Genomic DNA, 20,978 nt, shown 5'->3' on the forward strand with positions numbered 1-20,978 from the left:
CGGGCCGGTGCGCAGGGCCCGTCAGCGGGCCGCCCGCGAGGAGGAGGACGCGGAGGGGGACGAGGTCGGATCGGCGAGGGGCACGGCGAGCAGGGGGGCCGTGATCTCGGGGACCGCCGACCACGAGGCCAGGGCGGCCGGCGGAGCCGCCTCCAGCGGACGTATCAGCGGGGACACGGCGGCGGCACCGGCCACCACCGGGGCGGTCAGCGCGTGGGGGTAATGCCGGGCGGCGGGGGAGATCCCGGGCAGCAGCGGCGCGGACACCTCGGTCGGGGCGACCGGGGCGTGGCCCAGCGGGTTCTGGCCGTGCCCCTGTCCGAGCAGCGGCCCCGTGCTCCGGCGCCGCTGGGACTCGGGCGCCGTCGCGGCCCCCGTGCCCTGCGTGCGCATCGGCGTCACGTTGCTCCCCGTGCCGGAGCCGCCGCGGGCCTCGGTGTCGGTCGGGGTGACGGTGGCCACGCCGCCCAGGGCGATAGCCGCCAGGGAAACGGCACCGGCGGCCGCGAAGGCGAACCGCAGCCGCGAGGAGGATCTGTCCGTGTCGTGCCGGCCGACCTCGTGGATGCGGAAGCCCCGGCCTCCAGGAGGAAGACCGTGGTGGTCGGAGGGCAGGCCGCTGCCGCCCGCCGGGAGGCGCCCGCTCCCCGCGGAGGACGGCGGCACGGGGAGGTGCGGCCGGGCCGGGACGTACCCGAACTCGAACCGCTCGCCGCGCTTCACTCCGAAGACCCCGGACGATCCGAAGCGCCCGGGCAGCCCGCCGGGCAGCCCTCCCCCGCCCGGCGGCATGACATCACCGTCCGGGCCGCCGCCCGCGGGTAGTCCCTGCAGGCGGGCCAGGAAGCTCTCGGACGGGGGCGGCGGGGCCGCCTCCGCGAAGACGTTCTTCAGCCGGCGCTGGGCGTCCACCTCCGCCTTGCACTTCGGGCAGGTGGCCACGTGCGCCAGTACGCGCTCACGCGCGTCATGACCGAGCTCTCCGTCCACCAGGGCGGAGAGTCGGTCTCCCAGGTGCTGCTCTGCGAGGTGTCCCTCGGAAGCTTTCGGCCGTGATCCGCTCACGCGCTCGCGCCCCCTCCTCCCAGTGCGGCAACGCGGGGCACGAAGGAGTGGCGCTCGGCACGCGCCTCCGGGGAGCGGTGCGCGAGGGCCTTGCGCAGCTGGGAGCGGCCTCGGTGGATCCGCGAACGGACCGTACCGAGCTTCACTCCGAGGGTCGCGGCGATCTCCTCGTACGACAGTCCTTCGATGTCGCACAGGACGACCGCGGCACGGAACTCGGGAGCGAGCGTGTCGAGGGCCTGCTGGACGTCCGCGTCGAAGTGCGCGTCGTTGAAGACCTGCTGGGGCGAGGGCTCCTTGCTGGGCAGCCGCTCGGCGGCGTCCTCGCCGAGGGCGTCGAAGCGGATGCGCTGCTTGCGGCGGACCATGTCCAGGAACAGGTTCGTCGTGATGCGGTGCAGCCAGCCCTCGAAGGTGCCCGGCGTGTAGGTCGACAGGGAGCGGAAGACGCGGACGAAGACCTCCTGCGTGAGGTCCTCCGCGTCGTGCTGGTTGCCGGTCAGGCGGTAGGCGAGCCGGTAGACCCGGGCGCTGTGCGTACTGACGATCTCCTCCCACGTGGGCGGAGTCCACGCCTGCCCGTCCGCGTCGGTGGTGAAGGTCGCGGTCTGGGCGAAGTCAGCGGCGTGGCTGTGGTCAGCAGCGGTGTCGTTCACGGATGTCGGCCTGCCCGCCGATCCGAGGAAGCGCCGCAGCACTCCTCCGCGATCCACAGACGCAGCCGCACCTCCCCTGTCAGCTCTGGTGGTGTCCAGTGGAGCCCCTACCATAGCCACCTCGCCCGTTAGGACCGGATAAGCGGTTTTACGAGAATTTGATCTGTGCTGATACGCCTCGTGCTGCTGCGTCGGCACTTGCTCGGCGCCCTGGCCCACCGCCTGCCCCCCGTCCCGGCCCACGCCACTCGCTCATCCCTTTAAACGACCGGTCCCATCTGCGGGTTCCCGCACCCAACGGATACAGTCACGCCAGGCATTCACGGGGACAGGAGAGGGTCATTACCGGCAACCGGCAGACGAGCTGGGCGTTCGCCGACGCCTATGTCGCCGAGGACGAAGCGCTGCACTGGGCCCGTGACCGGGCCCGTGAGGCAGGGCTGCGCTCGGTGTCGCCCGGCACGGGCGCCGCGCTGCGGTTGCTGGCCGCCTCCGTCGACGCGAAGGCCGTCGCCGAGATCGGGACCGGCTGCGGCGTCTCCGGGATCCACCTCCTGCACGGTATGCGGCCCGACGGTGTCCTGACGACCGTGGATCCCGAGCCGGAGCACCAGCAGTTCGCCCGCCAGGCCTTTCGCGCCTCCGGCTTCGCCAGCAACCGGTCCCGCTTCATCCCGGGCCGCGCCCTGGACGTGCTGCCCCGCCTCGCCGACGCCGGTTACGACCTCGTCTTCTGCGACGGAGACCGTCTCGAGGTCATGGACTACCTCGCTGAATCGTTGCGTCTGCTGCGCCCCGGCGGGCTGGTCGTCTTCGAGGGCGTCTTCGCCAACGGCCGGACGGTGGACTCCGGCCCGCAGCCCACGGAGGTCCTGCGGCTGCGGGAACTGCTGCGCGCGGTGCGCGAGAGCCAGGAACTGGTGCCGTCCCTGCTGCCGGTGGGCGACGGCCTGCTGTGCGCGGTGAAGCGGTAGCCGCAGCCGGGTCGTGCGTTAGCGGCTCCGCAGCCGGGGCAGGCGAGAGTCAGCGGTGAGAAAACAGCCGCCCCGGAACCTCAGGTGAGGCCGGGGCAGCTGAAAGGGTATGGTCGCCTGCGCGTCAGCCGACAACCTTCTTGAGGGCGTCGCCGAGCGCGTCGGCCTCGTCCGGGGTCAGCTCGACGACGAGCCGACCGCCGCCCTCGAGCGGAACTCGCATGACGATGCCCCGCCCCTCCTTGGTCACCTCGAGCGGGCCATCACCCGTCCGCGGCTTCATGGCCGCCATGCTCGTTCCCCTTCCTGAAACCCAGCTCATCGTCAAAGCCGACGGCCCTGAGAAGGGCACACGTGCGGCCCTTGTGGCAGGACTCGCGACACCGGCATCGAACACATTGCTTCCAAGCCATTATCCCGCATCTCAGGACCCGATGACCAACATCAGCAGGCATCGCTTGGGCAACGCACGCGAGCAAAACCACTCAATTCGGCGGTGAGACTGCGATACTCCGCCACCGCACACACATCCGCCGAACGAATCCGGGCGAGAATTCTTTGACGCAGGTCACACGTCCGGTCCGGTCTCCCGTCGGCGATCTCCGTCATGCTGTCCTGCAGACCCGGGACGTACCGGCCGGTACGTCCCCGAGCAGCGACACGGAGGGGATACGCCATGGCCGACACCGTGCTCTACGAGGTGAGCGACGGGCTCGCGACGATCACGCTGAACCGCCCGGAGGCGATGAACGCGCTGAACGTGGAGACCAAGGTCGCCCTGCGGGAGGCGGTCCGGTCCGCGGTGGACGACTCCGCCGTGCGGGCGGTGCTGCTGACCGCCGCCGGTGACCGGGCGTTCTGTGTCGGGCAGGACCTCAAGGAGCACATCGGGCTGCTGATCCAGGACCGGGAGACGGGGTCGGGGCAGACCATGAGCACGGTGCGGGAGCACTACAACCCGATCGTGCGGGCACTGGCCGGGGCGGCGAAGCCGGTCGTCGCCGCCGTGAACGGGGTGGCGGCCGGGGCGGGCTTCGGCTTCGCGCTCGCGGCGGACTACCGGATCGTGGCGGACACGGCCGCGTTCAACACCTCGTTCGCCGGAGTGGCACTGACCGCCGACTCGGGGGTCTCCTGGACACTGCCGCGCGTGGTCGGCCCCGGGCGGGCCGCTGACCTGCTGCTCTTCCCCCGGAGCATCAACGCCCAGGAGGCGTACGAGCTCGGCATCGCCAACCGGCTGGTGCCGGCGGGCGAGCTGCGTGCCGAGGCCGGGAAGGTGGCCCGGGCGCTGGCCGAGGGGCCGACGGTGGCGTACGCGGCGCTGAAGGAGTCGATGGGCTACGGGCTGACGCACTCCCTGGAGGAGACCCTGGAGAAGGAGGACGAGCTCCAGACCCGGGCCGGTTCGTCCGAGGATCACGCCATCGCGGTGCAGGCCTTCGTCAACAAGGAGAAGCCGAAGTACCTGGGCCGGTGAGTCCGGGGTCTGAGCGCCGTCGGGGGCGCGGGTTCGCCGTGGCCGGTCGCGCAGTTCCCCGCGCCCCTCAGGGGGCCTTTCACTATGCCCGTCCGGGTCGGACGCTCATGGTGAAAGGACCCCTTACCGGGCGTTCCTCGCCATGCACGTTTCCAGGTGGTCGTTCACCAGGCCGCACGCCTGCATGAGCGCGTACGCCGTTGTCGGGCCCACGAAGCGGAGGCCGCGCTTCTTGAGGGCCTTGGACAGGGCTGTCGACTCGGGCGTGACGGGCGGGACGTCGGAAAGCGTCTTCGGGGCCGGGCGGCCGGCCGGGTCCGGGGCGTGGGACCAGATCAGTTCGTCCAGGTCGCCCGGGGGCCATGCGGCGAGCGCACGCGCGTTGGCGAGGGTCGCGTCGATCTTGGCCCGGTTGCGGATGATCCCGGCGTCGGCCAGGAGGCGCTCGCGGTCCTCGTCGGTGAAGGCGGCCACCGAGACGATCTTGAAGTCGGCGAAGGCGGCGCGGAAGCCGGGGCGGCGGCGCAGGATCGTGATCCAGGACAGGCCGGACTGGAAGGCCTCCAGGCTCAGCCGCTCGAAGAGCGCGTCGTCGCCGTGGACCGGTCGGCCCCACTCCTCGTCGTGGTACGTCACGTACTCCGGGGCGGACAGGGCCCAGGGGCAGCGCGGCGCGCCGTCCGGGCCGGCGAGGGCGGCGCCGTCACTCACGGCCGGTCCTCCCGACCCGGGGCGGGCTTGTCCATGGAGACGTGGTGCTCCCCGGACGGGTGCAGCGGCCCGTGGGCGGAGGCCGTCCGGGCGCCCGCGAGGGCCGACTCCAGGTCGGCGATGCGGGCGTCGCGTTCGGCGAGCTCGGCGCCCAGGCGGCTGAGGGCGTCGTCCACGTCGGCCATGCGGTAGCCGCGGGCGGCGAGCGGGAAGCGGAGGCTCTCCACGTCCGCGCGGCCGACCGGGCGGTCCGGTGGCAGCGGGTCCCGCAGCCGCTCGGGGGCGGCCTCGGGCAGCGGGCCGTTCTCGCCGCCGCCCACCACGGCGAGGGTCACCGCGGCGACCACGACGGCGAGCGCGACGACCAGGAACAGGAACATAACCATCGCGGGGCCCCCACGGTCGGACGGTTCGGACTCCCGGAGTCCTCCGAGTCGGATGTTGTCAGGGTCCGATCGTGCCATGCGGGTCCGACAGTTAGGGTCGCAGGCGGCGGAAGACGGGGACGTACCAGGAAAGGTCACAGCGGATGCTCAGGCTGGGCAGGCGGGAATTCGGGCCGCACGAGCCGGTGATCATGGCGATCGTGAACCGGACCCCTGACTCCTTCTACGACCAGGGCGCCACCTTCCGTGACGAACCGGCCCTCGCGCGCGTGGAGCGGGCGGTGGCCGAGGGGGCCGCGATCGTCGACATCGGCGGGGTCAAGGCCGGGCCGGGCGAGGAGGTCACGGCCGAGGAGGAGGCCCGGCGGACGGTCGGGTTCGTCGCGGAGGTGCGGCGGCGGTTCCCGGACGTGATCATCAGCGTGGACACGTGGCGTGCCGACGTCGGGGAGGCCGTGTGCGAGGCCGGGGCTGACGTGCTGAACGACGCGTGGGGCGGGGTCGACCCCGGCCTCGCGGAGGTCGCGGCGCGGTACGGGGTGGGGCTGGTGTGCACGCACGCGGGCGGCGCGGAGCCGCGGACCCGCCCGCACCGGGTCGAGTACGGCGATGTCATGGCCGACATCCTGGAGGTGACGGTCGGGCTGGCCGAGCGGGCGGTGTCGCTGGGGGTGCCGCGGGAGTCGGTGATGATCGACCCCGGGCACGACTTCGGGAAGAACACGCGGCACAGCCTGGAGGCGACGCGGCGGCTGGACGAGATGGTCGCCACGGGGTGGCCCGTGCTGGTGTCGCTGTCCAACAAGGACTTCGTCGGGGAGACGCTGGACCGGCCCGTGAAGGAGCGGGTCATCGGTACGCTGGCGACCACGGCCGTGTCCGCGTGGCTGGGGGCGCAGGTGTACCGGGTGCACGAGGTCGGCGAGACGCGGCAGGTCCTGGACATGGTCTCGGCGATCGCGGGGCACCGGGTGCCTGCCGTTGCCCGGCGGGGGCTGGCCTGACCGAGGCACCAGGGAGCTCGGCCCGCCCCCTGGCCCCGGCCCGGTCCCGTCCCCCAGCTAGCGGCCCGCTTCCTTCGACACCAGCGCCACCGCCTCGTCCACGTCGTCCGTCACGTGGAACAGCAGCAGGTCCTTCTCCGCCGCCTTGCCCTGGGCGATGACCGTGCCGCGGAGCCAGTCCACCAGGCCGCCCCAGTAGGCGCTGCCGAAGAGGACGATGGGGAAGCGGGTGACCTTCTGGGTCTGGACGAGGGTGAGGGCCTCGAAGAGTTCGTCGAGGGTGCCGAGGCCGCCGGGCAGGACGACGAAGCCCTGGGCGTACTTGACGAACATCATCTTCCGGACGAAGAAGTAGCGGAAGTTGAGGCCGATGTCGACGTACGGGTTCAGCCCCTGCTCGAAGGGCAGTTCGATACCGAGGCCGACCGAGAGGCCCTTGGCCTCCAGGGCACCCTTGTTGGCCGCCTCCATCGCGCCCGGGCCGCCGCCCGTGATGACCGCGAAGCCCGCCTCCACCAGGCCCCGGCCCAGCCGGACGCCCGCCTCGTACTCGGGCGAGTCCGCCGGGGTCCGGGCCGAGCCGAACACGCTGATCGCGGGCGGGAGTTCGGCCAGCGTGCCGAAGCCCTCGATGAACTCCGACTGGATGCGCAGCACGCGCCAGGGGTCGGTGTGGACCCAGTCGGAGGGCCCGCCGGCGTCCAGCAGCCGCTGGTCGGTCGTGCTGGCCTGCACCTGGTCCCGCCTGCGGAGGACCGGGCCCAGGCGCTTCTCCTCCGGCGGCTGCTTCTTCCCCTCGGGGTTGCCGGTCGCCATGTGCGCTCCCTCCGTCGTGCCTGTCTTTCCACCTCAGCGTAGATCTACGCGGGTTACGAACGAGGGACGTGAGCATGTCCGCGATGGTGCGCCGTAAACACACCACGGCGTCCCGTCGGGGTCAGGCGGTCAGCCAGTTCCTCAGTCGCTCCTCGCCCGCGAGGATCTTGGCGATCTCCACGCGCTCGTCCCGCTTGTGCGCCAAGTGGGGGTTGCCGGGACCGTAGTTGACCGCGGGGACGCCCAGCGCGGAGAAGCGGGAGACGTCGGTCCAGCCGTACTTCGGCATCGGGGTGCCGCCGACGGCCTCGATGAACGCCTTGGCCGCCGGGTGGGACAGGCCCGGCATCGCCGCGCCGCTGTGGTCGACGACCTCGAACTCCGCGACCCCGCAGTCCGCGAAGACCTCGCGGACGTGGGCGACGGCGTCCTCGGGCGTGCGGTCGGGCGCGTAGCGGAAGTTGACGGTGACGACGCATTCGTCGGGGATCACGTTGCCGGCGACTCCTCCGGTGATGCCGACCGCGTTCAGCCCCTCGCGGTACTCCAGACCGTCGATCACCGGCCGGCGCGGCTCGTAGGAGGCGAGTCGGGCGAGGATCGGGGCCGCCGCGTGGATCGCGTTGGAGCCCATCCAGCCGCGTGCCGAGTGGGCCCGCTCGCCCGTGGTCCTCAGCAGCACACGGAGGGTGCCCTGGCAGCCGCCCTCGACCTGGCCGTCCGACGGTTCCAGCAGCACCGCGAAGTCGCCCTCCAGCCAATCGGGGTGGGCCTCACAGACGTGCTTGAGGCCGTTGAGCTCCGCGGCGACCTCCTCGTTGTCGTAGAAGACGAAGGTCAGGTCGCGGTTCGGGGCCGGGACCGTGGCGGCGATGCGCAGCTGCACGGCGACGCCCGACTTCATGTCGCAGGTGCCGCAGCCCCACAGGACGCCGTCCTCGTCGAGCCGGGAGGGGACGTTGTCCGCGATCGGGACGGTGTCGATGTGTCCGGCCAGGATCACCCGCTCCGCGCGGCCCAGGTTCGTACGGGCCACGACGTTGTTGCCGTACCGGTCGACCGTCAGGTGGGGCAGCGCGCGCAGCGCCGTCTCGACGGCGTCCGCGAGCGGCTTCTCGGTGCCGCTCTCCGATCGGAAGTCGACGAGCCGGGCGGTGAGCTCCGCGGCGTCCAGCGTGAGGTCAAGCGAGGTGTCGGCCATGCCGTCGACCCTAACGCGCCAGGCCTCGTGCTCACTGTCCACACTTGGCACATACGACTCCGTACTCTCCAGTACCTTGTACGGCGTGCCAGAGCAGTCTCTCTCTCCCAAGCGCCGTGGCCGCCTCTTCCGATACGGATCCGCCTTCGTGATCCTGCTCGCGGTCGCCGGCTACCTCGTCGTGCAGTACGTCACCGGGGGCGCGGGCGGGCCGGGCTGCACCGTCGTCTCCGGCAAGAGGGACGGGGCGTCGTACGAGTTCACGCCCGAGCAGGCGGTCAACGCGGCGACGATCACCGCCGTGGGGACCGCGCGCGGCCTGCCGGAGCGGGCCGTCACCATCGCGCTGGCGACCGCGCTCCAGGAGTCCAGCCTGCGCAACATCGACTACGGCGACCGGGACTCGCTCGGCCTGTTCCAGCAGCGGCCCTCGCAGGGCTGGGGCACGCCGAAGGAGATCATGGACCCGGCCTACTCGGCCGGTGAGTTCTACGACCACCTCGTCAAGGTGCCCGGGTACACGCGGCTGCCGCTCACCGTCGCCGCGCAGCGGGTGCAGCGCAGCGGCTTCCCGGAGGCCTACGCCAAGCACGAGCCGGACGCCGCGCTGCTCGCCGCCGCCCTCACCGGGCAGTCGGCGGCCACGCTGACCTGCGAGGGCCGCCCGGCCGCGACCCGGGCGACGGGCCCGGACGGGGTGCGTGCCGCGCACGCGCGCGACTTCGGGCGCGATGTGCTGGAGCCGGCCGCTGCCGAGGTGGGCGGCACCTCGGCGGCCACGCCCACGCCGTCCCGGAGCGCGACGGACGAGGAGGGCGAGCGGACCGTGACGCTGCCGGTGGCCACCGACACGAGTGCCGCGGACGGCCGGAGCCTGGACCAGCGGGGCTGGCAGCTGGCGCACTGGGCCGTGGCCAACGCCTCCGAACTGCACATCGCGCGCGTCACCTACGAGGGGCGGGAGTGGGTCGCCGGGAACACCGCCAGGGAATGGCGGGACGTCGCAGCGAAGGGCACCGCGGGCGCGGAGCGCGACGCGGAAGCGGTGCGTATCGTCACGATGAGGTAGCTCGCGCAGGGGTGCGGGACCTCACCCTCGCGAGTTACCGGGGCGGCTCGGCGGCGATGGTGTGCGCGGGTTTTTCGCACCCTCACTCGGAAACCCTGAGAACCCTTGCGAACAAAGGGCGGGAAGGATTCGGCAGACTTTCCGGCGAGGACCTCTTTGCCCGGTTTCATCCGCAGCCGATTATGCGACGCATTGCCAACTCTTTACGTTGCGGTGCCGCAACCTTCGCGGGCTTCGAGCGGTAGTCACTGCGTCCGAGTCGGGGCGATCAACAGCCAGTCGATCAACTCCCGGACCCCGGTCGGACACTTCACGAACCTCACTGTTCTCTCCGTCGAAGGAGCACCATGTCCCTCCCCCTGACCCGCCGGATCGCCCGTGCCGCGCTGATCGTCGCTGCGGGGGCGGCTGCCGGGGTCGGTGCGGCCGGCTCCGCCAGCGCGGCCCCCGAGCTGCCGGCCACCCCCAACCTCGGCGGCCTGACCGCCCTGGACGGGGCGAACGTCGGCAACACGGTCGACGGTGCGGCGCAGAACGTCACCGAGTCCGCGGGTGACACCGGCGCCAAGACCGTCAAGAAGGCGGTGCCCGCCGCGGGCAAGACCGATGGCAAGGCGGTCAAGAAGACCACCCCCGTCGCGCAGAAGGCGGCCGGTGACGCCGCGGGTTCCGCCGAGCAGCTCGTCGGTGACGCGGCCGGTTCGGCCAAGGGCGGTCTGCCGACGGACTCCCTGGCCAAGGGTGGCGTGCCGTCCGCGGACTCGCTGCCGGTGAAGAGCCTGCCGGTCGGCTGACGGTCCTGACACCGACCCCGGTCGGCTGACGGCCGGTCCTGACACCGAAGGGGTCCAGGGAGCTTCCCTGGACCCCTTCGGCATGTGCGCGGCGCGCAGCGGTCACAGACGCCGTACGGCCGCCGCCACCCGCTCGTCCGTCGCCGTCAGCGCCACGCGGACGAACTGAGCGCCCGCGGGGCCGTAGAAGTCGCCCGGAGCCACCAGGATGCCCCGTTCCGCGAGGTGGGCGACCGTGTCCCAGCAGGACTCGCCCCGCGTGGCCCACAGGTAGAGGCTCGCCTCGCTGTGCTCGATGCGGAAGCCGTGGGCGAGGAGGGCCTCGCGCAGGAGTGCGCGGCGGGCGGCGTAGCGCTCGCGCTGGACGCGGACGTGCTCGTCGTCGCCCAGGGCCGCCACCACGGCCGCCTGGGTCGGCGCCGACGTCATCATGCCGCCGTGCTTGCGGATCTCCAGGAGCGGCCCGAGAACCGCCGGGTCGCCGGCCAGGAAGGCCGCGCGGTAGCCCGCCAGGTTCGAGCGCTTGGACAGGGAGTGGACGGAGACGATGCCTTCGTACGAGCCGCCGTTGACGTCCGGGTGCAGCACCGAGACCGGGTCGGCCTCCCAGCCCAGCTCCAGGTAGCACTCGTCCGAGAAGACCAGGACGCCGTGCGAGCGGGCCCAGGCGACGACCCGGGTCAGCTCCTCCTTGGAGAGGACCCTGCCCGTGGGGTTCGACGGCGAGTTCAGCCAGAGGAGCTTCAGGCCCTCGGGGTCCAGCTCGGCCGGATCGTCGTAGGCCTCGTACTCGGCGCGGGCCAGCCGCGCGCCCACCTCGTACGTCGGGTACGCCAGGCGCGGGAAAGCCACCCGGTCGCCGGGGCCGAGGCCCAGCTGGGTCGGGAGCCAGGCGACGAGTTCCTTGGAGCCGACGATCGGCAGGACGTGGCGGTGGGTGACCTCCCGGGCGCCGAGGCGGCGCTCGACCCAGCCGGTGATCGCGTCGCGCAGCTCGGGCGTGCCCCAGACGGTCGGATAGCCCGGCGAGTCCGCCGCCACGACCAGCGCTTTCTGGATCAGCTCGGGGACCGGGTCGACCGGGGTGCCGACGGACAGGTCGACGATGCCGTCCGGGTGGGCGGCGGCCGTGGCCTTGTACGGCGTCAGCTTGTCCCAGGGGAAGGTGGGGAGGCGGTCGGAGACTGCGGACACGGGTTCTGGCTCACTTTCTGGCACGTACGAGCCGGGTGACGGCAAACGCCTCGCGGCAAACGCCTCGGCCCCGTACGGCGATCAGCGGTGTGATCAGGCCGTACGGGACCGAGGCGGCACGGGGTGCGGGCCGCTCTTACTGGTTCTGCGGCGGCAGCGCGGCGACGAACGGGTGGTCCCGCTCGATCAGCCCGAGCTTGCTGGCACCGCCGGGCGAACCGAGCTCGTCGAAGAACTCGACGTTCGCCTTGTAGTAGTCCTTCCACTCCTCCGGAGTGTCGTCCTCGTAGAAGATCGCCTCGACCGGGCAGACCGGCTCACAGGCACCACAGTCGACGCATTCGTCCGGGTGGATGTACAAGGACCGCTGGCCCTCGTAGATGCAGTCGACCGGGCACTCCTCGATGCACGCCTTGTCCTTCACGTCGACACAAGGCTGCGCGATGACGTAGGTCACGCTGTCGTTCCTCCTCGATAGGGCGCTGGCGGGCCTCCTCAGGCTCCGCCGCCTGGCGCGCGGGAGCGCGGCGTCGTCGATGCCCGCCCCTAGTATCTCCGTTCCTGGGCATGATCCGAACAGGAGGGGTGAACTGACCTGTGGAAATCTCTGCCGCCGGGCGACTCGAGGTCCGTATCACCACTGCTGACGTGGGCAAACGGGTCTCCGTGCGGAGCTTGACCGAACATGAGGCTCCGGGTGAGAGGTTCACCGACACGGTCGGTGTTCTCACATCATGGAACAACGGTGTGCTGCTGATCACACGGAAGAGTGGCGAGAGCGTCCGTATCGCGGAATCCGCGCTGGTCGCGGGCAAGATCGTGCCCGCCGCTCCGGCGCGTCGCCGCGGTCCGGCCGCCTCCTACGAGGAGCTGGCCCGGGTCGCCGCGCGGGCCTGGCGGCCCGCCGAGAGCGAGCGGCTCGGGGAATGGGAGCTACGGGCCGCGTCCGGGTTCACGCGGCGGGCCAACTCGGTGCTGCCGCTGGGCGACCCCGGTGTGCCGCTCGACGAGGCGCTCGGCACGGTCCGGCGGTGGTACGGCGAGCGCGGGCTGCCCGCCTACGTGCAGACCGCGACCGGTGCCGAGGGCACGCAGGAGCTGCTCTGCGCCGAGCTGGAGGAGCGGGGCTGGGTGCGGGAGGTGACCGCCGAACTGTGGCTCGGGCCGCTGGCGCCGATCGCCGACGGGGGCGACCCGGCGGGGGCCCTGCTGTCCCGGGAGGCCGACGAGGGGTGGCTGGCCCGGTACCAGCGCAAGGGCGTGAGCGAGGTGGCGCTGCGGGTGCTCCAGGGCGGGCCGTCGGTGTGGTTCGCGACCGTGCCCGGTGCGGCGGAGGGGTCGCCTCCGGCCGCCATCGGGCGGTGCGTGGTCGACGGGCGGTGGGCGGGGTTCGCCGCCGTCGAGGTCGATCCGGCACTGCGGCGCCAGGGGCTCGGTACGGCCGTGATGGCCGCGCTGGCCCGCCAGGCCCTCGACGAGGGCGCGTCGGCCGCCTGGCTCCAGGTCGAGGCCGAGAACGCGGGAGCGCGGGCGCTGTACGCCGGGATGGGGTTCGCCGCGCACCACGCCTACCACCACTACCGGGCGCCGGACGCCGGCGGCACACCGGCCGGTAACGGATCACCGTGACGGGGCACGAGCCAGGTATGGGTTCCCCCTGCCCCCCGCCTCCGGAGCGTTCCGCCGAGCTGCGGCGGCGGTTCGCCGAAGAGGCCCGGTCCGAGCGGCCCGATCTGTCGACGCTGTGTCTGCTGATGGGCGCGGAGGCTGACGGGGAGCTCGACGAGAGGGGCCTGGACGCCGCTCAGGTCGAGCTGGACCGGCTCGCCGGCCTGCTGCCGTTCCGGCCCGGCGGGCCGCGGGCGTGGGCGGTGGCCCTGCGGGAGCTGCTCGGTGAGCGGCTGGGCTTCCACGGCACGCCGGCCGACTACCGGCGGCTGGAGTCCTCACTGCTGCACGCGGTGCTGGTGCGGCGCAGAGGGTTGCCGATCCTGCTGTCCGTGGTGTGGATGGAGGTCGCCCGGCGGGCCGGGGCGCCGGTGTACGGGGTGGCTCTGCCGGGGCATTTCGTGGTCGGCTTCGGGCCCGAGGAGGGGCAGGTGCTGGCGGACCCGTTCGACGGGGGGCGGGTGCTGAGCGGGGCGGACGCGGAGGTGCTGGTGGCCGGGGCGACCGGGGCACACCTGGATGCGGCGATGCTGCGGCCGGCCGATCCGCTGGATGTGGTGCTGCGGATCCTGAACAACGTGCGGGCCTGGGCCGCGGCCCGGCCCGAGCGGTCGGACGTGGCGCTGTGGGCGGTCGACCTGTCGCTGCTGCTGCCGTCGCATCCGGCTCGGCTGCGGTACGAGCGGGCGCAGTTGCTGGTGCGGCGCGGTGAGTTCCTGAGCGGGTCCTCGGAGCTGGAGGCCTACGCGGAGGTGGTGGGGGCGGTGGACGAGTCCGCGGCCGAGCGGCTGCGGGGGGAGGCTCTGGCGGCCCGGGCGATGCTCAACTGACGCCTTCTCGCCGTGGGGCCTTCGTGACGGGGTCTCGCTGTGGGGCTTTGGGACGGGGCGAGGGGGGCGCTCCGGCCCTGAACCGGAGCGCCCCCCTCGATCGTCCTGCGCCTAACTGGTCTCGATCACACCTACGCGGTCCGCCGCCGTCTTGCCCAGCAGGGCCGGTCGCATGGCGACGATGACGTCGTCGGGCGTCACGGGGGTCTTCTTGCCGTTGCCCCGCGTGATCAGTACGTCGTCGTAGGCACCGCCGTACAGCTCCTTCAGCGCGGCCTTGTCGTAGTACTCGACCAGCTTGTTGTCGACCGCCTTGACGCGGAGGAACTTCCACAGGGAGTTCTCGGGGCTGAACTTGACCGCCACCCCGTCCGCCTCGACCGTGACGATGCCCGACATCGCCGGTTTGGCGAACTTGTTCATCATCCGGTCGACCTCGGCGTTGGTGATCTTCGGCTGCTGTTCGGTCGTCGGGACGGACACCGGCGTGGTCGAACCGGTCTCCACCTGAGCGCGGTACGCCTCCTCCACCGCTGTCGTCGACTTGGCGAGGTCGATGCCCTTGCCGGCCTTGCCGTAGACGGGGACGGCCTTGCCCCGCTCGAACTTGATCGTGCCCTCGGTGACCGAGCCGGCTCCGGCGCCGCCGACCGCGCTCTTCAGAGAGGCGTGCAGCTTCTCCTCGTCGATGGGCATGACGGGTGTGACGACGCGGTGGTTGCCGAAGAGCGAGCCGATCACGGAGACCGGGTTGTAGTCGCTCTTCGCCGCCGCTTCGGCCGTGGCGTCCATGTCGAACTGGAGGCCCGCGTTGTCCGGGGCGAGGGCCACGGTCTTGCCGCCCACCGACAGCTTCAGCTCCTTGCCGACGCGGTCGTCGAAGGCCGCGTCGAGCTTCTTGACCGCGCCGTCGCGGGTGGTGCCGCCGATGTCCACGCCGAGCACGGTGGTGCCCTTGGGCACGTCGGTGCGGTTCATCAGCAGGCCGGCACCGTAGGCACCACCGGCCAGGACGACCACGCCGGCGGCGAGCAGCACGAGCTTGTTGCGCCCCTTCTTCTTGGGCGCCTTCGAGGAGCTCGCCGGAGGCGGGGAGACCGGCTCGGGCAGCTTCGGAGCCGTGTGCTGCACCGGGCCGTCGCCGGGCGCGCCCGGGCCGAACGGGGAGGCCGCGCCGGGCGGGACGACCGGGATGCCGCTGGTGACGGTGTGCCCGGAGACGTTGTCGTGGCGGGGGCCGCCGTAGCCCTGGCCGTCCGGGGGTTCGGGGGCGGGCTTCTGCGGGGTGAGGATGGCGGTGTCGTCGCTCATGCCGCCGCCGGGGCCGGGGCCTGCGGCGCCGGGAGCGGTGGTGCTGCCGGGGGGACCGGCCAGAGGGCCGGGGGCGCCCGGTCCCGCGGGGCCGCCAGAGCCGCCGGGACCGGCGGGTGCGCGGGATCCGCCCGGGCCGCCCCCTATGGCCCCAGGGCCGGCGGGTGCGCCGGGGCCTCCCGGCCGGCCGGGGTCGTTGAAGGTGCCAGGGGCGCCGGGGCCGCCGGGATCGCTGAAGTTCTCGGGCCCGCCGGGGCGGCCGGGCCTGCCCGGCTCGCCGAAGCCGCCCGGGTTGCCGGGGCCGCCGGGACCGCCAGGCGCGTGGACGCCGTCGGGCCCACCCGGACCGTTGGGCCCACCCGGTGCGCCGGGCGCGTTGCCGTAGCCGCCGGGCGCACCGGGGCCACCGGGCGCGCTGTAGCCGCCGGGCCCACCCGGACCGCTGGGCTCGTAGGCGCCGGGACCACCCGGACCGCCGGGCCCGCCCTGCCCGGCGAAACCACCGGGACCACCGGCCGGCGGCACCATCGGACCGTCCCCGGTGACCGGACCGCCCGTCGGCCCGGCCGGGCCCCGGGCACCGGCACCGCCGCGTCCGCCCGGCTCGCCGAAGCCGTGGGACGCGCCCGGGCCGCCGTCGCGGTTGCCGTTGCCGTTGCCGTTGCCGTTGTCCGAGAAGTACGGCAGGTCGTCGCGGCGCGGTTCGCCGCCGCCCTTGCCCGGGGCGGGACGCGAGCCGTTGCCCAGCGGGCCCGCCGCCAGTGCCTCGGTGACATCGAAGGAGCCGGTGCCGCCGCCGTGCCCGGGTGCGACGGGTCCGCCGGTCGCGCCGCCCGGGAGCCCCGCACCGTTCGTACCGCCGGACCGGGAGCCGCCCGGCACGCTCATGGAACCGACCACGCCTCCGGGCCGCCCGGCACCGGGCCGCGCCCCACCGGACGCGCCGGTGCCGGGTCCTGACGCCCCGGTACCGGGAGCACCCGAAGCCGGACCGCCCGCCGCAGGACCCGAACCGCCCGGCAGCCCGGCCCCGTTCGTGGAGCCGCTGCCCGGACCGCCCTTGGCCGGGCCGGACTTGCGGGGCGCGAACCAGTCGCTGGCCGGCTTGTCGTCGCCCGGCTGGGCGGGGTCGGCGGGAGGCGCGACCGGGCCTGTGCCCTGGGACGTTGCGGCACCCGGCGCCGGAGTGGCCTCACCGCGCGTGTCGGTGTCGTTCGAGCCGTCCGCCTCCGTGACGGGCTTGCGCATCACGACCGGCGGAATGGGCCGCGATCCGGGGATGTTGATCCGGATCCGGGTCGTCAGCGTGGTCTCGGTCTTGCGTTCCTCCGGCCGCGTGGCCGAACGGCCCGCGTCCGTACCGGCGTCGGAGACCATCGGGGTCCCGTACGGCGGCGTACCCGACGGGTAGGCGGCTCCACCGCGCCCGTTGGGGCCGGAGGACGGCGTGTCAGTTTCACGACTCAAGGCAGGTTCTCCCGGTTGGCTCCGCCGCCCGTCACGACCTCACGCGGGCAGCTCGGCGGCGCGCACCACCATACTGGCCACCTCTCGCCCGTATCCCAGGACCGCTGGGGAAAGTCACACCGGACCCCCACGGGCGCGTCCTGGCGAAGTGGTACGTCACTTGCCAAGTCGGACGGGGTCGCCGTCCGGTTGCCGCCTCGGGGCGAGGGTGGCACACATCACAGCCACACCGATGCCCCCGAGCAGGAAGAGATAGGAGCCGCTTCCCGCGGCGAAGAGGAAGTCGCCCTCGGGGCGGCTGGCGGTGAGCAGGATGACGGCGAGCATCCATCCGGCGGCGACCGCAGCACCCCCGGCCCGGCCCCGGGTGACGCGCGCGGCCCCCAGAACGGCTCCGGCCAGACCGGCGAGGGCGAGCAGCAGCCCGCCCGGGAACCACCCGGGCTGCACGAGCGCCCCGGCCACACCGACCACGGCCCCGAGCACGAAGAACCCCAGGTACGCACTGATCCGTCCGGCGGAGGGCGGCCGCACCGGCTGGGCGAGCATCGGCGTCCGGTCGTTCATGAGGTCTCCTCCACACCGGCGAACAGGTCCGTCTCCCGCTCGCCCGGATCGCGCTCACCCCGCACCAGCTCGTAGTACTCGGTCGTGAGGATCGGCTGGGCGAGTTCGTTGGACAGCACGAAGTACGGTTCCGCCACGGTGATCTGGGTGGCGTGGGCGCGCATCGCGGCGGCCTTGGCGGCGGCGTACGCGGTGCCGTCGATCACCGTGGTGATCCGCTCCTCGGCCACGACACCCGGTACGTCGTCGGCCTCGGCCGCCTTGGTGAAGGGGGTGCCGGGCAGGTCCTCCCGGAGCCGCGCGAACGACTCCTCCACAACGGGCCGGGGCACCCGGTTCCAGTAGGTCTTGGGGATCGGCCGGCCGGCGTCGGCGGCCAGCTCGGCGGCGCGCATGGCGACGCGGTGGGCCTGGATGTGGTCGGGGTGGCCGTAGCCGCCGTTGTCGTCGTAGGTGACGAGGACCTGGGGCCGTACCTCGCGGATCACCTCGGCGAGGTGCGCGGCGGCCTCGTCCACGTCGGCCTGCCAGAAGCAGGCGGGGTCGTCGTTGTCGGGCAGGCCCATCATCCCGGAGTCGCTGTAGCGCCCGGCGCCGCCGAGCAGGCGGACGTCCTGGACGCCGAGCTCGGCCATGGCGGCGGCGAGTTCCTGGCGGCGGTGCCGGCCCAGGGCGGGGCCGCTCAGGTGCGCGAGCCCGGGCGGGATGACCTCGCCGCGCTCACCGAGCGTGCACGTGACCAGGGTGACGTGTGCACCCTCGGCCGCGTACCTGGCCATGGTCGCGCCGTTGTTGATCGACTCGTCGTCCGGGTGCGCGTGCACCAGCAGCAGACGCCGGGAGGGCAGTTCCGTCATGGGACCACCCTATGAGGCACCGGACCGCCGGTCGCCCGTACCCAGGTGCTCGACGCCGTAGGTGACCGATGCAGCCCCCTCGGATCCCGGACCACGCCCTTCACGACTCGGCTTCTCCTGTGCCCTCGCTCTCGTAGCACGGCAGGCCGCTCGTGGAGATGGTCCACTCACCGATGGTGACGTCCTCGCCGTAGACGAAGTTCTTGCGCACCGCGTAGCGGGGGCCCTCCGGGGTGGAGTGGATGTCGGTGAAGACGGCACCGCTGCCGGTACGGGGGTCGAAGATCACGTAGATCGGGATGCCGAGCAGCGGGTAGTCGCGCATCTTGCCCACCCAGTCGTTCTCCGGGTTGGACCGGGAGACGATCTCGATGGCGGCGACGACCGTACGTGGGTCGACGGAGCCTTCGACGTCGAGATCGGCCCAGGCGATCACCATCACGTCCGGGTGCCGCATGATGCCCTCGGGCACGTCTTCCACGTCGGGCGTGCCGTTGTGGGCCAGCAACTCGTCCGGCATGACCTTCTCCAGACGGCGGCTGACGTGCGCGGCCGTGACCTCGTGCGGGCCTCCCGGCGACATCATGTCGTGCACGATCCCTTCCTTGGTGACTTCGAACTTCCCGGGGAGGGTGTCGTCCATCGACTGCACGACATCCCTCATGGCCCGGTACAGATGGGAGCCGTCCCGCCGCGCGTTGCCGGATGCGATGGTCATGGCGCTCGCTCCTCGTCGTCTGTGCCCAGGGGCAAGGATCGTCACGTTCATGCTAGGCGGCCTCATCGAGGTCGGTGCGGCAGTCGCGGCAGCGGGCTGCGGGGTCGGGTGAGCGGAAGCCGCGGTCGCAGCCGTCGCAGTTCCGCATCGGATGCCGCACGGGCGGCGACGGGGCGGCGGCCGGTGCACGGAACGGGGCCGGGGGCGGGAGCTGGTCGGCGAGACGGCGGGCCAGGAAGGCGGCGGGCCGTCGTACGCCCTCGGGCGGCAGGTCGGCGGTCAGGGCGCGGCGTACGGCGGCGGGGCTCACGTCCCGTTCCAGCCAGGTGGCGACACCGGGGGCCAGGTGGGCCGCGTCGTCGGCGGAGAGGAGCAGTCCGGGGTCGTGGCGGTGGAGGTCCGCGAGGAGGTCGGTGGCGGCCTGGAGGAGCGCGGGGGCGGGGTACGCGGGGCGCGGTACGTCCGGGAGCGGCTTGCGGGGTGCGCGTTCCCCGCGCGCCGCCCGCGTGGGGTGCGTCGTGCTTTCCTCGCACGCCTCCCGGTGCTGCGGTGCCGACGCGGCTCGGGCCTCGGGGCGGTCGTGGATCTCGGGGCGCTCATGGGTCTCGGGACGGTGGCGGGCCGCTGCCGGCTGGTTGCAGGAGATCGTGCGGGTGACGATGCGGCCGGTGGGCGTGCGAACGCGTTCGCGGCGCAGGTAGCCGTGGGCCTCCAGTTCGCGCAGGGCGGCGGCGATCCGGGTGGCTCCCTCGGGGAACCGGGCGGCGAGGGTCTTGATGTCGGCCGGGGCGCCCCCGGGCAACGACTGGAGGTGCGTGCCGAGCCCGATGGCGAGGAGCGAGAGCTCTTTGTGCTGGGCCAGGTGGTTGCCGATCACCGTGAAGCGGGTGGTGTGGCGGGTGTTCTCGTGCTGGAGTCCGCCGATGCGGTGGGCCGCGCCGGGCCGCCGGTTCGGGTGCTTGTTGCCCGCAACGCGGGCCTGGGCGTGCGGGGGCACGCTAGGGTTCTGGGTACCCATCGGGAAGCTCTACCTTCCTCGGTGGTCAGGCCCTCGCACTGGGATTGCCGTCCCGGCGGGGGCCGTCGCATGTCTGTGGTTGTGTTGCGCCGAGCGTAGAGCCAGCAAGGGGCTGGGAATCCAGTCGAGTTGCCGATGTTCACTCGCGCGGGTGAGCGGCCGTCGCGGACGGGAGAGGTGGGGTTTGGTGAGGTCATTTCGCCGTGGTTCTTGGAAAAAGAGAGTGCCCCTTTCGCCGAAGCACGAGCTTTCGGGTTCCGGCGGCACACCGGCTCCGCCGCTCGGAGAGGATGTCTGCCATGCCGAAGACCACACAACTGCGTACGTACACGGTCCGGGACGGCCTGCTCGACGAGTGGGTGCAGCGGTGGCGGAGAGAGATCGTCCCACTGCGACTGGAATTGGGATTCACGATCGGAGGAGCCTGGGTGGACCGTGAGCGCAATCAGTTCGTCTGGCTGATCTCCTACGAGGGCCCGGAGGCCTTCGCCGAGCGCAACGCGTTGTACTGGTCGTCACCCAAGCGCGAAGCGATGGACCTGAACCCGGACGACTACCTTGTCCGCACCGAAGAGAGCACGGTCGAACCGGCCTACTGATCACTAGGCCGCGTATCGAAAGTAGATCTCGAGCTATGAAGGACCACGACTCATGGCACGAGGAGATCTCACGGACGAACAGAGGGCGGTGCTGGAGCCATTGCTGCCGAAGGGCACGAAAACGGGACGGCCGCCCGTCTGGCCTCGGCGGCAGCTGATCGACGGCATAGCGCACCGAGCCGTCGGTGAGGTCGACTCGGGGCGCCCTGCTGATGTTTCCACCAGTGGGTTTCCCCGAGCCGCCTCCCGAACCCGGCGTGCCCGTCTCCGGGCACCGGGCTCTCCACAAATCCCGTTTCGGGGTTTTCAGTTCCTCATGCCGCAGTGGGCCACGGGGTCGGGATGAGTGTTCCCCGGTATCGGTATCTGGTCGTGCTTACCTTGGCCGGGTTGAACAGTTCCACTTCCTCCGTGGCGGGCCACCAGCCACCACCGTAATAACGTCGACGGAGCTGCTTCCAAGTAGTCCTGGGATGCTTGCGCCGGATCCATCGGGTCACCCTAATCCACGCGTAGTGGCTGAGGTAACAGAAAGCGACGTTCGACACTCCAGGACGGAAGTACGCGCACCATCCCCGCAACACCGAGTTCAG

23 protein-coding genes are annotated in these 20,978 nt (G+C 72.4%); 8 read left to right on the forward strand and 15 right to left on the reverse strand.

Features of this window, described 5'->3' with window-relative positions:
* Nucleotides 1-21 precede the first annotated feature (21 nt).
* Both ACZ5TL_RS24190 and sigE read right to left on the reverse strand, forming a co-directional pair.
* A complete protein-coding gene (locus ACZ5TL_RS24190; protein ID WP_468592276.1) occupies nucleotides 22-1,065 on the reverse strand; it encodes an anti-sigma factor family protein in 1,044 nt (347 codons plus the stop codon).
* A complete protein-coding gene (gene sigE / locus ACZ5TL_RS24195; RefSeq protein ID WP_468592278.1) occupies nucleotides 1,062-1,835 on the reverse strand; it encodes an RNA polymerase sigma factor SigE in 774 nt (257 codons plus the stop codon). Before sigE ends, ACZ5TL_RS24190 begins: the two co-directional genes overlap by 4 nt.
* A 164-nt stretch (nucleotides 1,836-1,999) precedes the next feature.
* On the opposite strand from sigE, the gene ACZ5TL_RS24200 reads away from it, so the two are divergent.
* Nucleotides 2,000-2,695: an O-methyltransferase gene (locus ACZ5TL_RS24200; RefSeq protein WP_468592308.1), complete on the forward strand. Its 696-nt coding sequence runs from the start codon at nucleotides 2,000-2,002 to the stop codon at nucleotides 2,693-2,695.
* A 124-nt stretch (nucleotides 2,696-2,819) separates the two neighbouring features.
* Here the strand turns inward: ACZ5TL_RS24200 and ACZ5TL_RS24205 are convergent, their stop codons facing one another.
* Entirely contained in the window at nucleotides 2,820-2,987 is a 168-nt protein-coding gene (locus tag ACZ5TL_RS24205) for a DUF3117 domain-containing protein (protein WP_003966491.1), read from the reverse strand.
* 384 nt (nucleotides 2,988-3,371) lie between these two features.
* Here ACZ5TL_RS24205 and chcB point away from each other — a divergent pair, with 384 nt between their 5' ends.
* A complete protein-coding gene (gene chcB / locus ACZ5TL_RS24210; RefSeq protein WP_468592279.1) occupies nucleotides 3,372-4,175 on the forward strand; it encodes a 2-cyclohexenylcarbonyl CoA isomerase in 804 nt (267 codons plus the stop codon).
* 123 nt (nucleotides 4,176-4,298) lie between these two features.
* On the opposite strand, the gene ACZ5TL_RS24215 is transcribed toward chcB, so the two are convergent.
* Nucleotides 4,299-4,886: a DNA-3-methyladenine glycosylase I gene (locus ACZ5TL_RS24215; protein ID WP_468592281.1), complete on the reverse strand. Its 588-nt coding sequence runs from the start codon at nucleotides 4,884-4,886 to the stop codon at nucleotides 4,299-4,301.
* Nucleotides 4,883-5,272 (reverse strand): DivIVA domain-containing protein, encoded by a 390-nt coding sequence (locus ACZ5TL_RS24220; protein WP_468592283.1) that lies wholly within the window; start codon nucleotides 5,270-5,272, stop codon nucleotides 4,883-4,885. Before ACZ5TL_RS24220 ends, ACZ5TL_RS24215 begins: the two co-directional genes overlap by 4 nt.
* A 143-nt stretch (nucleotides 5,273-5,415) precedes the next feature.
* Between ACZ5TL_RS24220 and folP the strand changes: the two genes are divergently transcribed.
* Nucleotides 5,416-6,276 (forward strand): dihydropteroate synthase, encoded by an 861-nt coding sequence (folP, locus tag ACZ5TL_RS24225; protein ID WP_468592284.1) that lies wholly within the window; start codon nucleotides 5,416-5,418, stop codon nucleotides 6,274-6,276.
* Between the two features lie 57 nt (nucleotides 6,277-6,333).
* On the opposite strand, the gene ACZ5TL_RS24230 is transcribed toward folP, so the two are convergent.
* Both ACZ5TL_RS24230 and dapE read right to left on the reverse strand, forming a co-directional pair.
* A complete protein-coding gene (locus tag ACZ5TL_RS24230) occupies nucleotides 6,334-7,092 on the reverse strand; it encodes an LOG family protein (protein ID WP_468592285.1) in 759 nt (252 codons plus the stop codon).
* Nucleotides 7,093-7,213: 121 nt separating this feature from the next.
* A complete protein-coding gene (dapE, locus tag ACZ5TL_RS24235) occupies nucleotides 7,214-8,293 on the reverse strand; it encodes a succinyl-diaminopimelate desuccinylase (protein ID WP_468592286.1) in 1,080 nt (359 codons plus the stop codon).
* A gap of 85 nt (nucleotides 8,294-8,378) precedes the next feature.
* On the opposite strand from dapE, the gene ACZ5TL_RS24240 reads away from it, so the two are divergent.
* Nucleotides 8,379-9,362, forward strand: coding sequence for a VldE C-terminal domain-containing protein (locus ACZ5TL_RS24240; RefSeq protein WP_468592287.1), 984 nt, complete (start codon nucleotides 8,379-8,381; stop codon nucleotides 9,360-9,362).
* Nucleotides 9,363-9,709: 347 nt separating this feature from the next.
* Nucleotides 9,710-10,156 carry an ATP-binding protein gene (locus tag ACZ5TL_RS24245; protein WP_468592288.1) on the forward strand — a complete coding sequence of 149 codons (447 nt, stop codon included), beginning with the start codon at nucleotides 9,710-9,712 and terminating at the stop codon, nucleotides 10,154-10,156.
* Nucleotides 10,157-10,258: 102 nt separating this feature from the next.
* Here ACZ5TL_RS24245 and ACZ5TL_RS24250 read toward each other — a convergent pair whose 3' ends face one another.
* Entirely contained in the window at nucleotides 10,259-11,350 is a 1,092-nt protein-coding gene (locus ACZ5TL_RS24250; protein ID WP_468592289.1) for a bifunctional succinyldiaminopimelate transaminase/glutamate-prephenate aminotransferase, read from the reverse strand.
* A 136-nt stretch (nucleotides 11,351-11,486) separates the two neighbouring features.
* A complete protein-coding gene (fdxA, locus tag ACZ5TL_RS24255; protein WP_003973842.1) occupies nucleotides 11,487-11,807 on the reverse strand; it encodes a ferredoxin in 321 nt (106 codons plus the stop codon).
* A gap of 140 nt (nucleotides 11,808-11,947) precedes the next feature.
* On the opposite strand from fdxA, the gene ACZ5TL_RS24260 reads away from it, so the two are divergent.
* The gene (locus ACZ5TL_RS24260; protein ID WP_468592290.1) at nucleotides 11,948-12,979 is read left to right on the forward strand and encodes a GNAT family N-acetyltransferase; all 1,032 of its coding nucleotides are present in this window, start codon (nucleotides 11,948-11,950) and stop codon (nucleotides 12,977-12,979) included.
* A 17-nt stretch (nucleotides 12,980-12,996) separates the two neighbouring features.
* Nucleotides 12,997-13,848 (forward strand): transglutaminase family protein, encoded by an 852-nt coding sequence (locus tag ACZ5TL_RS24265; protein ID WP_468592291.1) that lies wholly within the window; start codon nucleotides 12,997-12,999, stop codon nucleotides 13,846-13,848.
* Between the two features lie 111 nt (nucleotides 13,849-13,959).
* Here the strand turns inward: ACZ5TL_RS24265 and ACZ5TL_RS24270 are convergent, their stop codons facing one another.
* From ACZ5TL_RS24270 to ACZ5TL_RS24290, 5 genes are all read right to left on the reverse strand, one after another.
* Entirely contained in the window at nucleotides 13,960-16,626 is a 2,667-nt protein-coding gene (locus tag ACZ5TL_RS24270) for a hypothetical protein (RefSeq protein ID WP_468592292.1), read from the reverse strand.
* Nucleotides 16,627-16,782: 156 nt separating this feature from the next.
* Nucleotides 16,783-17,193 carry a DUF6113 family protein gene (locus ACZ5TL_RS24275; protein WP_468592294.1) on the reverse strand — a complete coding sequence of 137 codons (411 nt, stop codon included), beginning with the start codon at nucleotides 17,191-17,193 and terminating at the stop codon, nucleotides 16,783-16,785.
* Entirely contained in the window at nucleotides 17,190-18,050 is an 861-nt protein-coding gene (gene mshB, locus ACZ5TL_RS24280) for an N-acetyl-1-D-myo-inositol-2-amino-2-deoxy-alpha-D-glucopyranoside deacetylase (RefSeq protein WP_468592295.1), read from the reverse strand. The genes ACZ5TL_RS24275 and mshB overlap by 4 nt, the downstream gene beginning before the upstream one ends.
* Nucleotides 18,051-18,150: 100 nt before the next feature.
* A complete protein-coding gene (locus ACZ5TL_RS24285; protein ID WP_468592296.1) occupies nucleotides 18,151-18,768 on the reverse strand; it encodes a Uma2 family endonuclease in 618 nt (205 codons plus the stop codon).
* 52 nt (nucleotides 18,769-18,820) lie between these two features.
* A complete protein-coding gene (locus tag ACZ5TL_RS24290; RefSeq protein WP_468592298.1) occupies nucleotides 18,821-19,786 on the reverse strand; it encodes a helix-turn-helix domain-containing protein in 966 nt (321 codons plus the stop codon).
* A gap of 299 nt (nucleotides 19,787-20,085) precedes the next feature.
* Here ACZ5TL_RS24290 and ACZ5TL_RS24295 point away from each other — a divergent pair, with 299 nt between their 5' ends.
* Nucleotides 20,086-20,385, forward strand: coding sequence for an NIPSNAP family protein (locus ACZ5TL_RS24295; RefSeq protein ID WP_468592300.1), 300 nt, complete (start codon nucleotides 20,086-20,088; stop codon nucleotides 20,383-20,385).
* Nucleotides 20,386-20,699: 314 nt separating this feature from the next.
* Here the strand turns inward: ACZ5TL_RS24295 and ACZ5TL_RS24300 are convergent, their stop codons facing one another.
* Nucleotides 20,700-20,969: a group II intron maturase-specific domain-containing protein gene (locus tag ACZ5TL_RS24300; RefSeq protein ID WP_468592310.1), complete on the reverse strand. Its 270-nt coding sequence runs from the start codon at nucleotides 20,967-20,969 to the stop codon at nucleotides 20,700-20,702.
* Between the last annotated feature and the right edge of the window lie 9 nt (nucleotides 20,970-20,978).

This window comes from Streptomyces sp. NPDC033136 (assembly GCF_055578235.1).

What these genes read in the sequence shown, in the direction of transcription:
- sigE (WP_468592278.1), bottom strand. Translation starts at nt 1,835, where the DNA reads ATGGTAGGGGCTCCACTGGACACCACCAGAGCTGACAGGGGAGGTGCG.
- ACZ5TL_RS24205 (WP_003966491.1), bottom strand. Translation starts at nt 2,987, where the DNA reads ATGGCGGCCATGAAGCCGCGGACGGGTGATGGCCCGCTCGAGGTGACC.
- chcB (WP_468592279.1), top strand. Translation starts at nt 3,372, where the DNA reads ATGGCCGACACCGTGCTCTACGAGGTGAGCGACGGGCTCGCGACGATC.
- ACZ5TL_RS24220 (WP_468592283.1), bottom strand. Translation starts at nt 5,272, where the DNA reads ATGGTTATGTTCCTGTTCCTGGTCGTCGCGCTCGCCGTCGTGGTCGCC.
- folP (WP_468592284.1), top strand. Translation starts at nt 5,416, where the DNA reads ATGCTCAGGCTGGGCAGGCGGGAATTCGGGCCGCACGAGCCGGTGATC.
- ACZ5TL_RS24230 (WP_468592285.1), bottom strand. Translation starts at nt 7,092, where the DNA reads ATGGCGACCGGCAACCCCGAGGGGAAGAAGCAGCCGCCGGAGGAGAAG.
- dapE (WP_468592286.1), bottom strand. Translation starts at nt 8,293, where the DNA reads ATGGCCGACACCTCGCTTGACCTCACGCTGGACGCCGCGGAGCTCACC.
- ACZ5TL_RS24245 (WP_468592288.1), top strand. Translation starts at nt 9,710, where the DNA reads ATGTCCCTCCCCCTGACCCGCCGGATCGCCCGTGCCGCGCTGATCGTC.
- ACZ5TL_RS24265 (WP_468592291.1), top strand. Translation starts at nt 12,997, where the DNA reads ATGGGTTCCCCCTGCCCCCCGCCTCCGGAGCGTTCCGCCGAGCTGCGG.
- ACZ5TL_RS24275 (WP_468592294.1), bottom strand. Translation starts at nt 17,193, where the DNA reads ATGAACGACCGGACGCCGATGCTCGCCCAGCCGGTGCGGCCGCCCTCC.
- mshB (WP_468592295.1), bottom strand. Translation starts at nt 18,050, where the DNA reads ATGACGGAACTGCCCTCCCGGCGTCTGCTGCTGGTGCACGCGCACCCG.
- ACZ5TL_RS24285 (WP_468592296.1), bottom strand. Translation starts at nt 18,768, where the DNA reads ATGACCATCGCATCCGGCAACGCGCGGCGGGACGGCTCCCATCTGTAC.
- ACZ5TL_RS24290 (WP_468592298.1), bottom strand. Translation starts at nt 19,786, where the DNA reads ATGGGTACCCAGAACCCTAGCGTGCCCCCGCACGCCCAGGCCCGCGTT.
- ACZ5TL_RS24295 (WP_468592300.1), top strand. Translation starts at nt 20,086, where the DNA reads ATGCCGAAGACCACACAACTGCGTACGTACACGGTCCGGGACGGCCTG.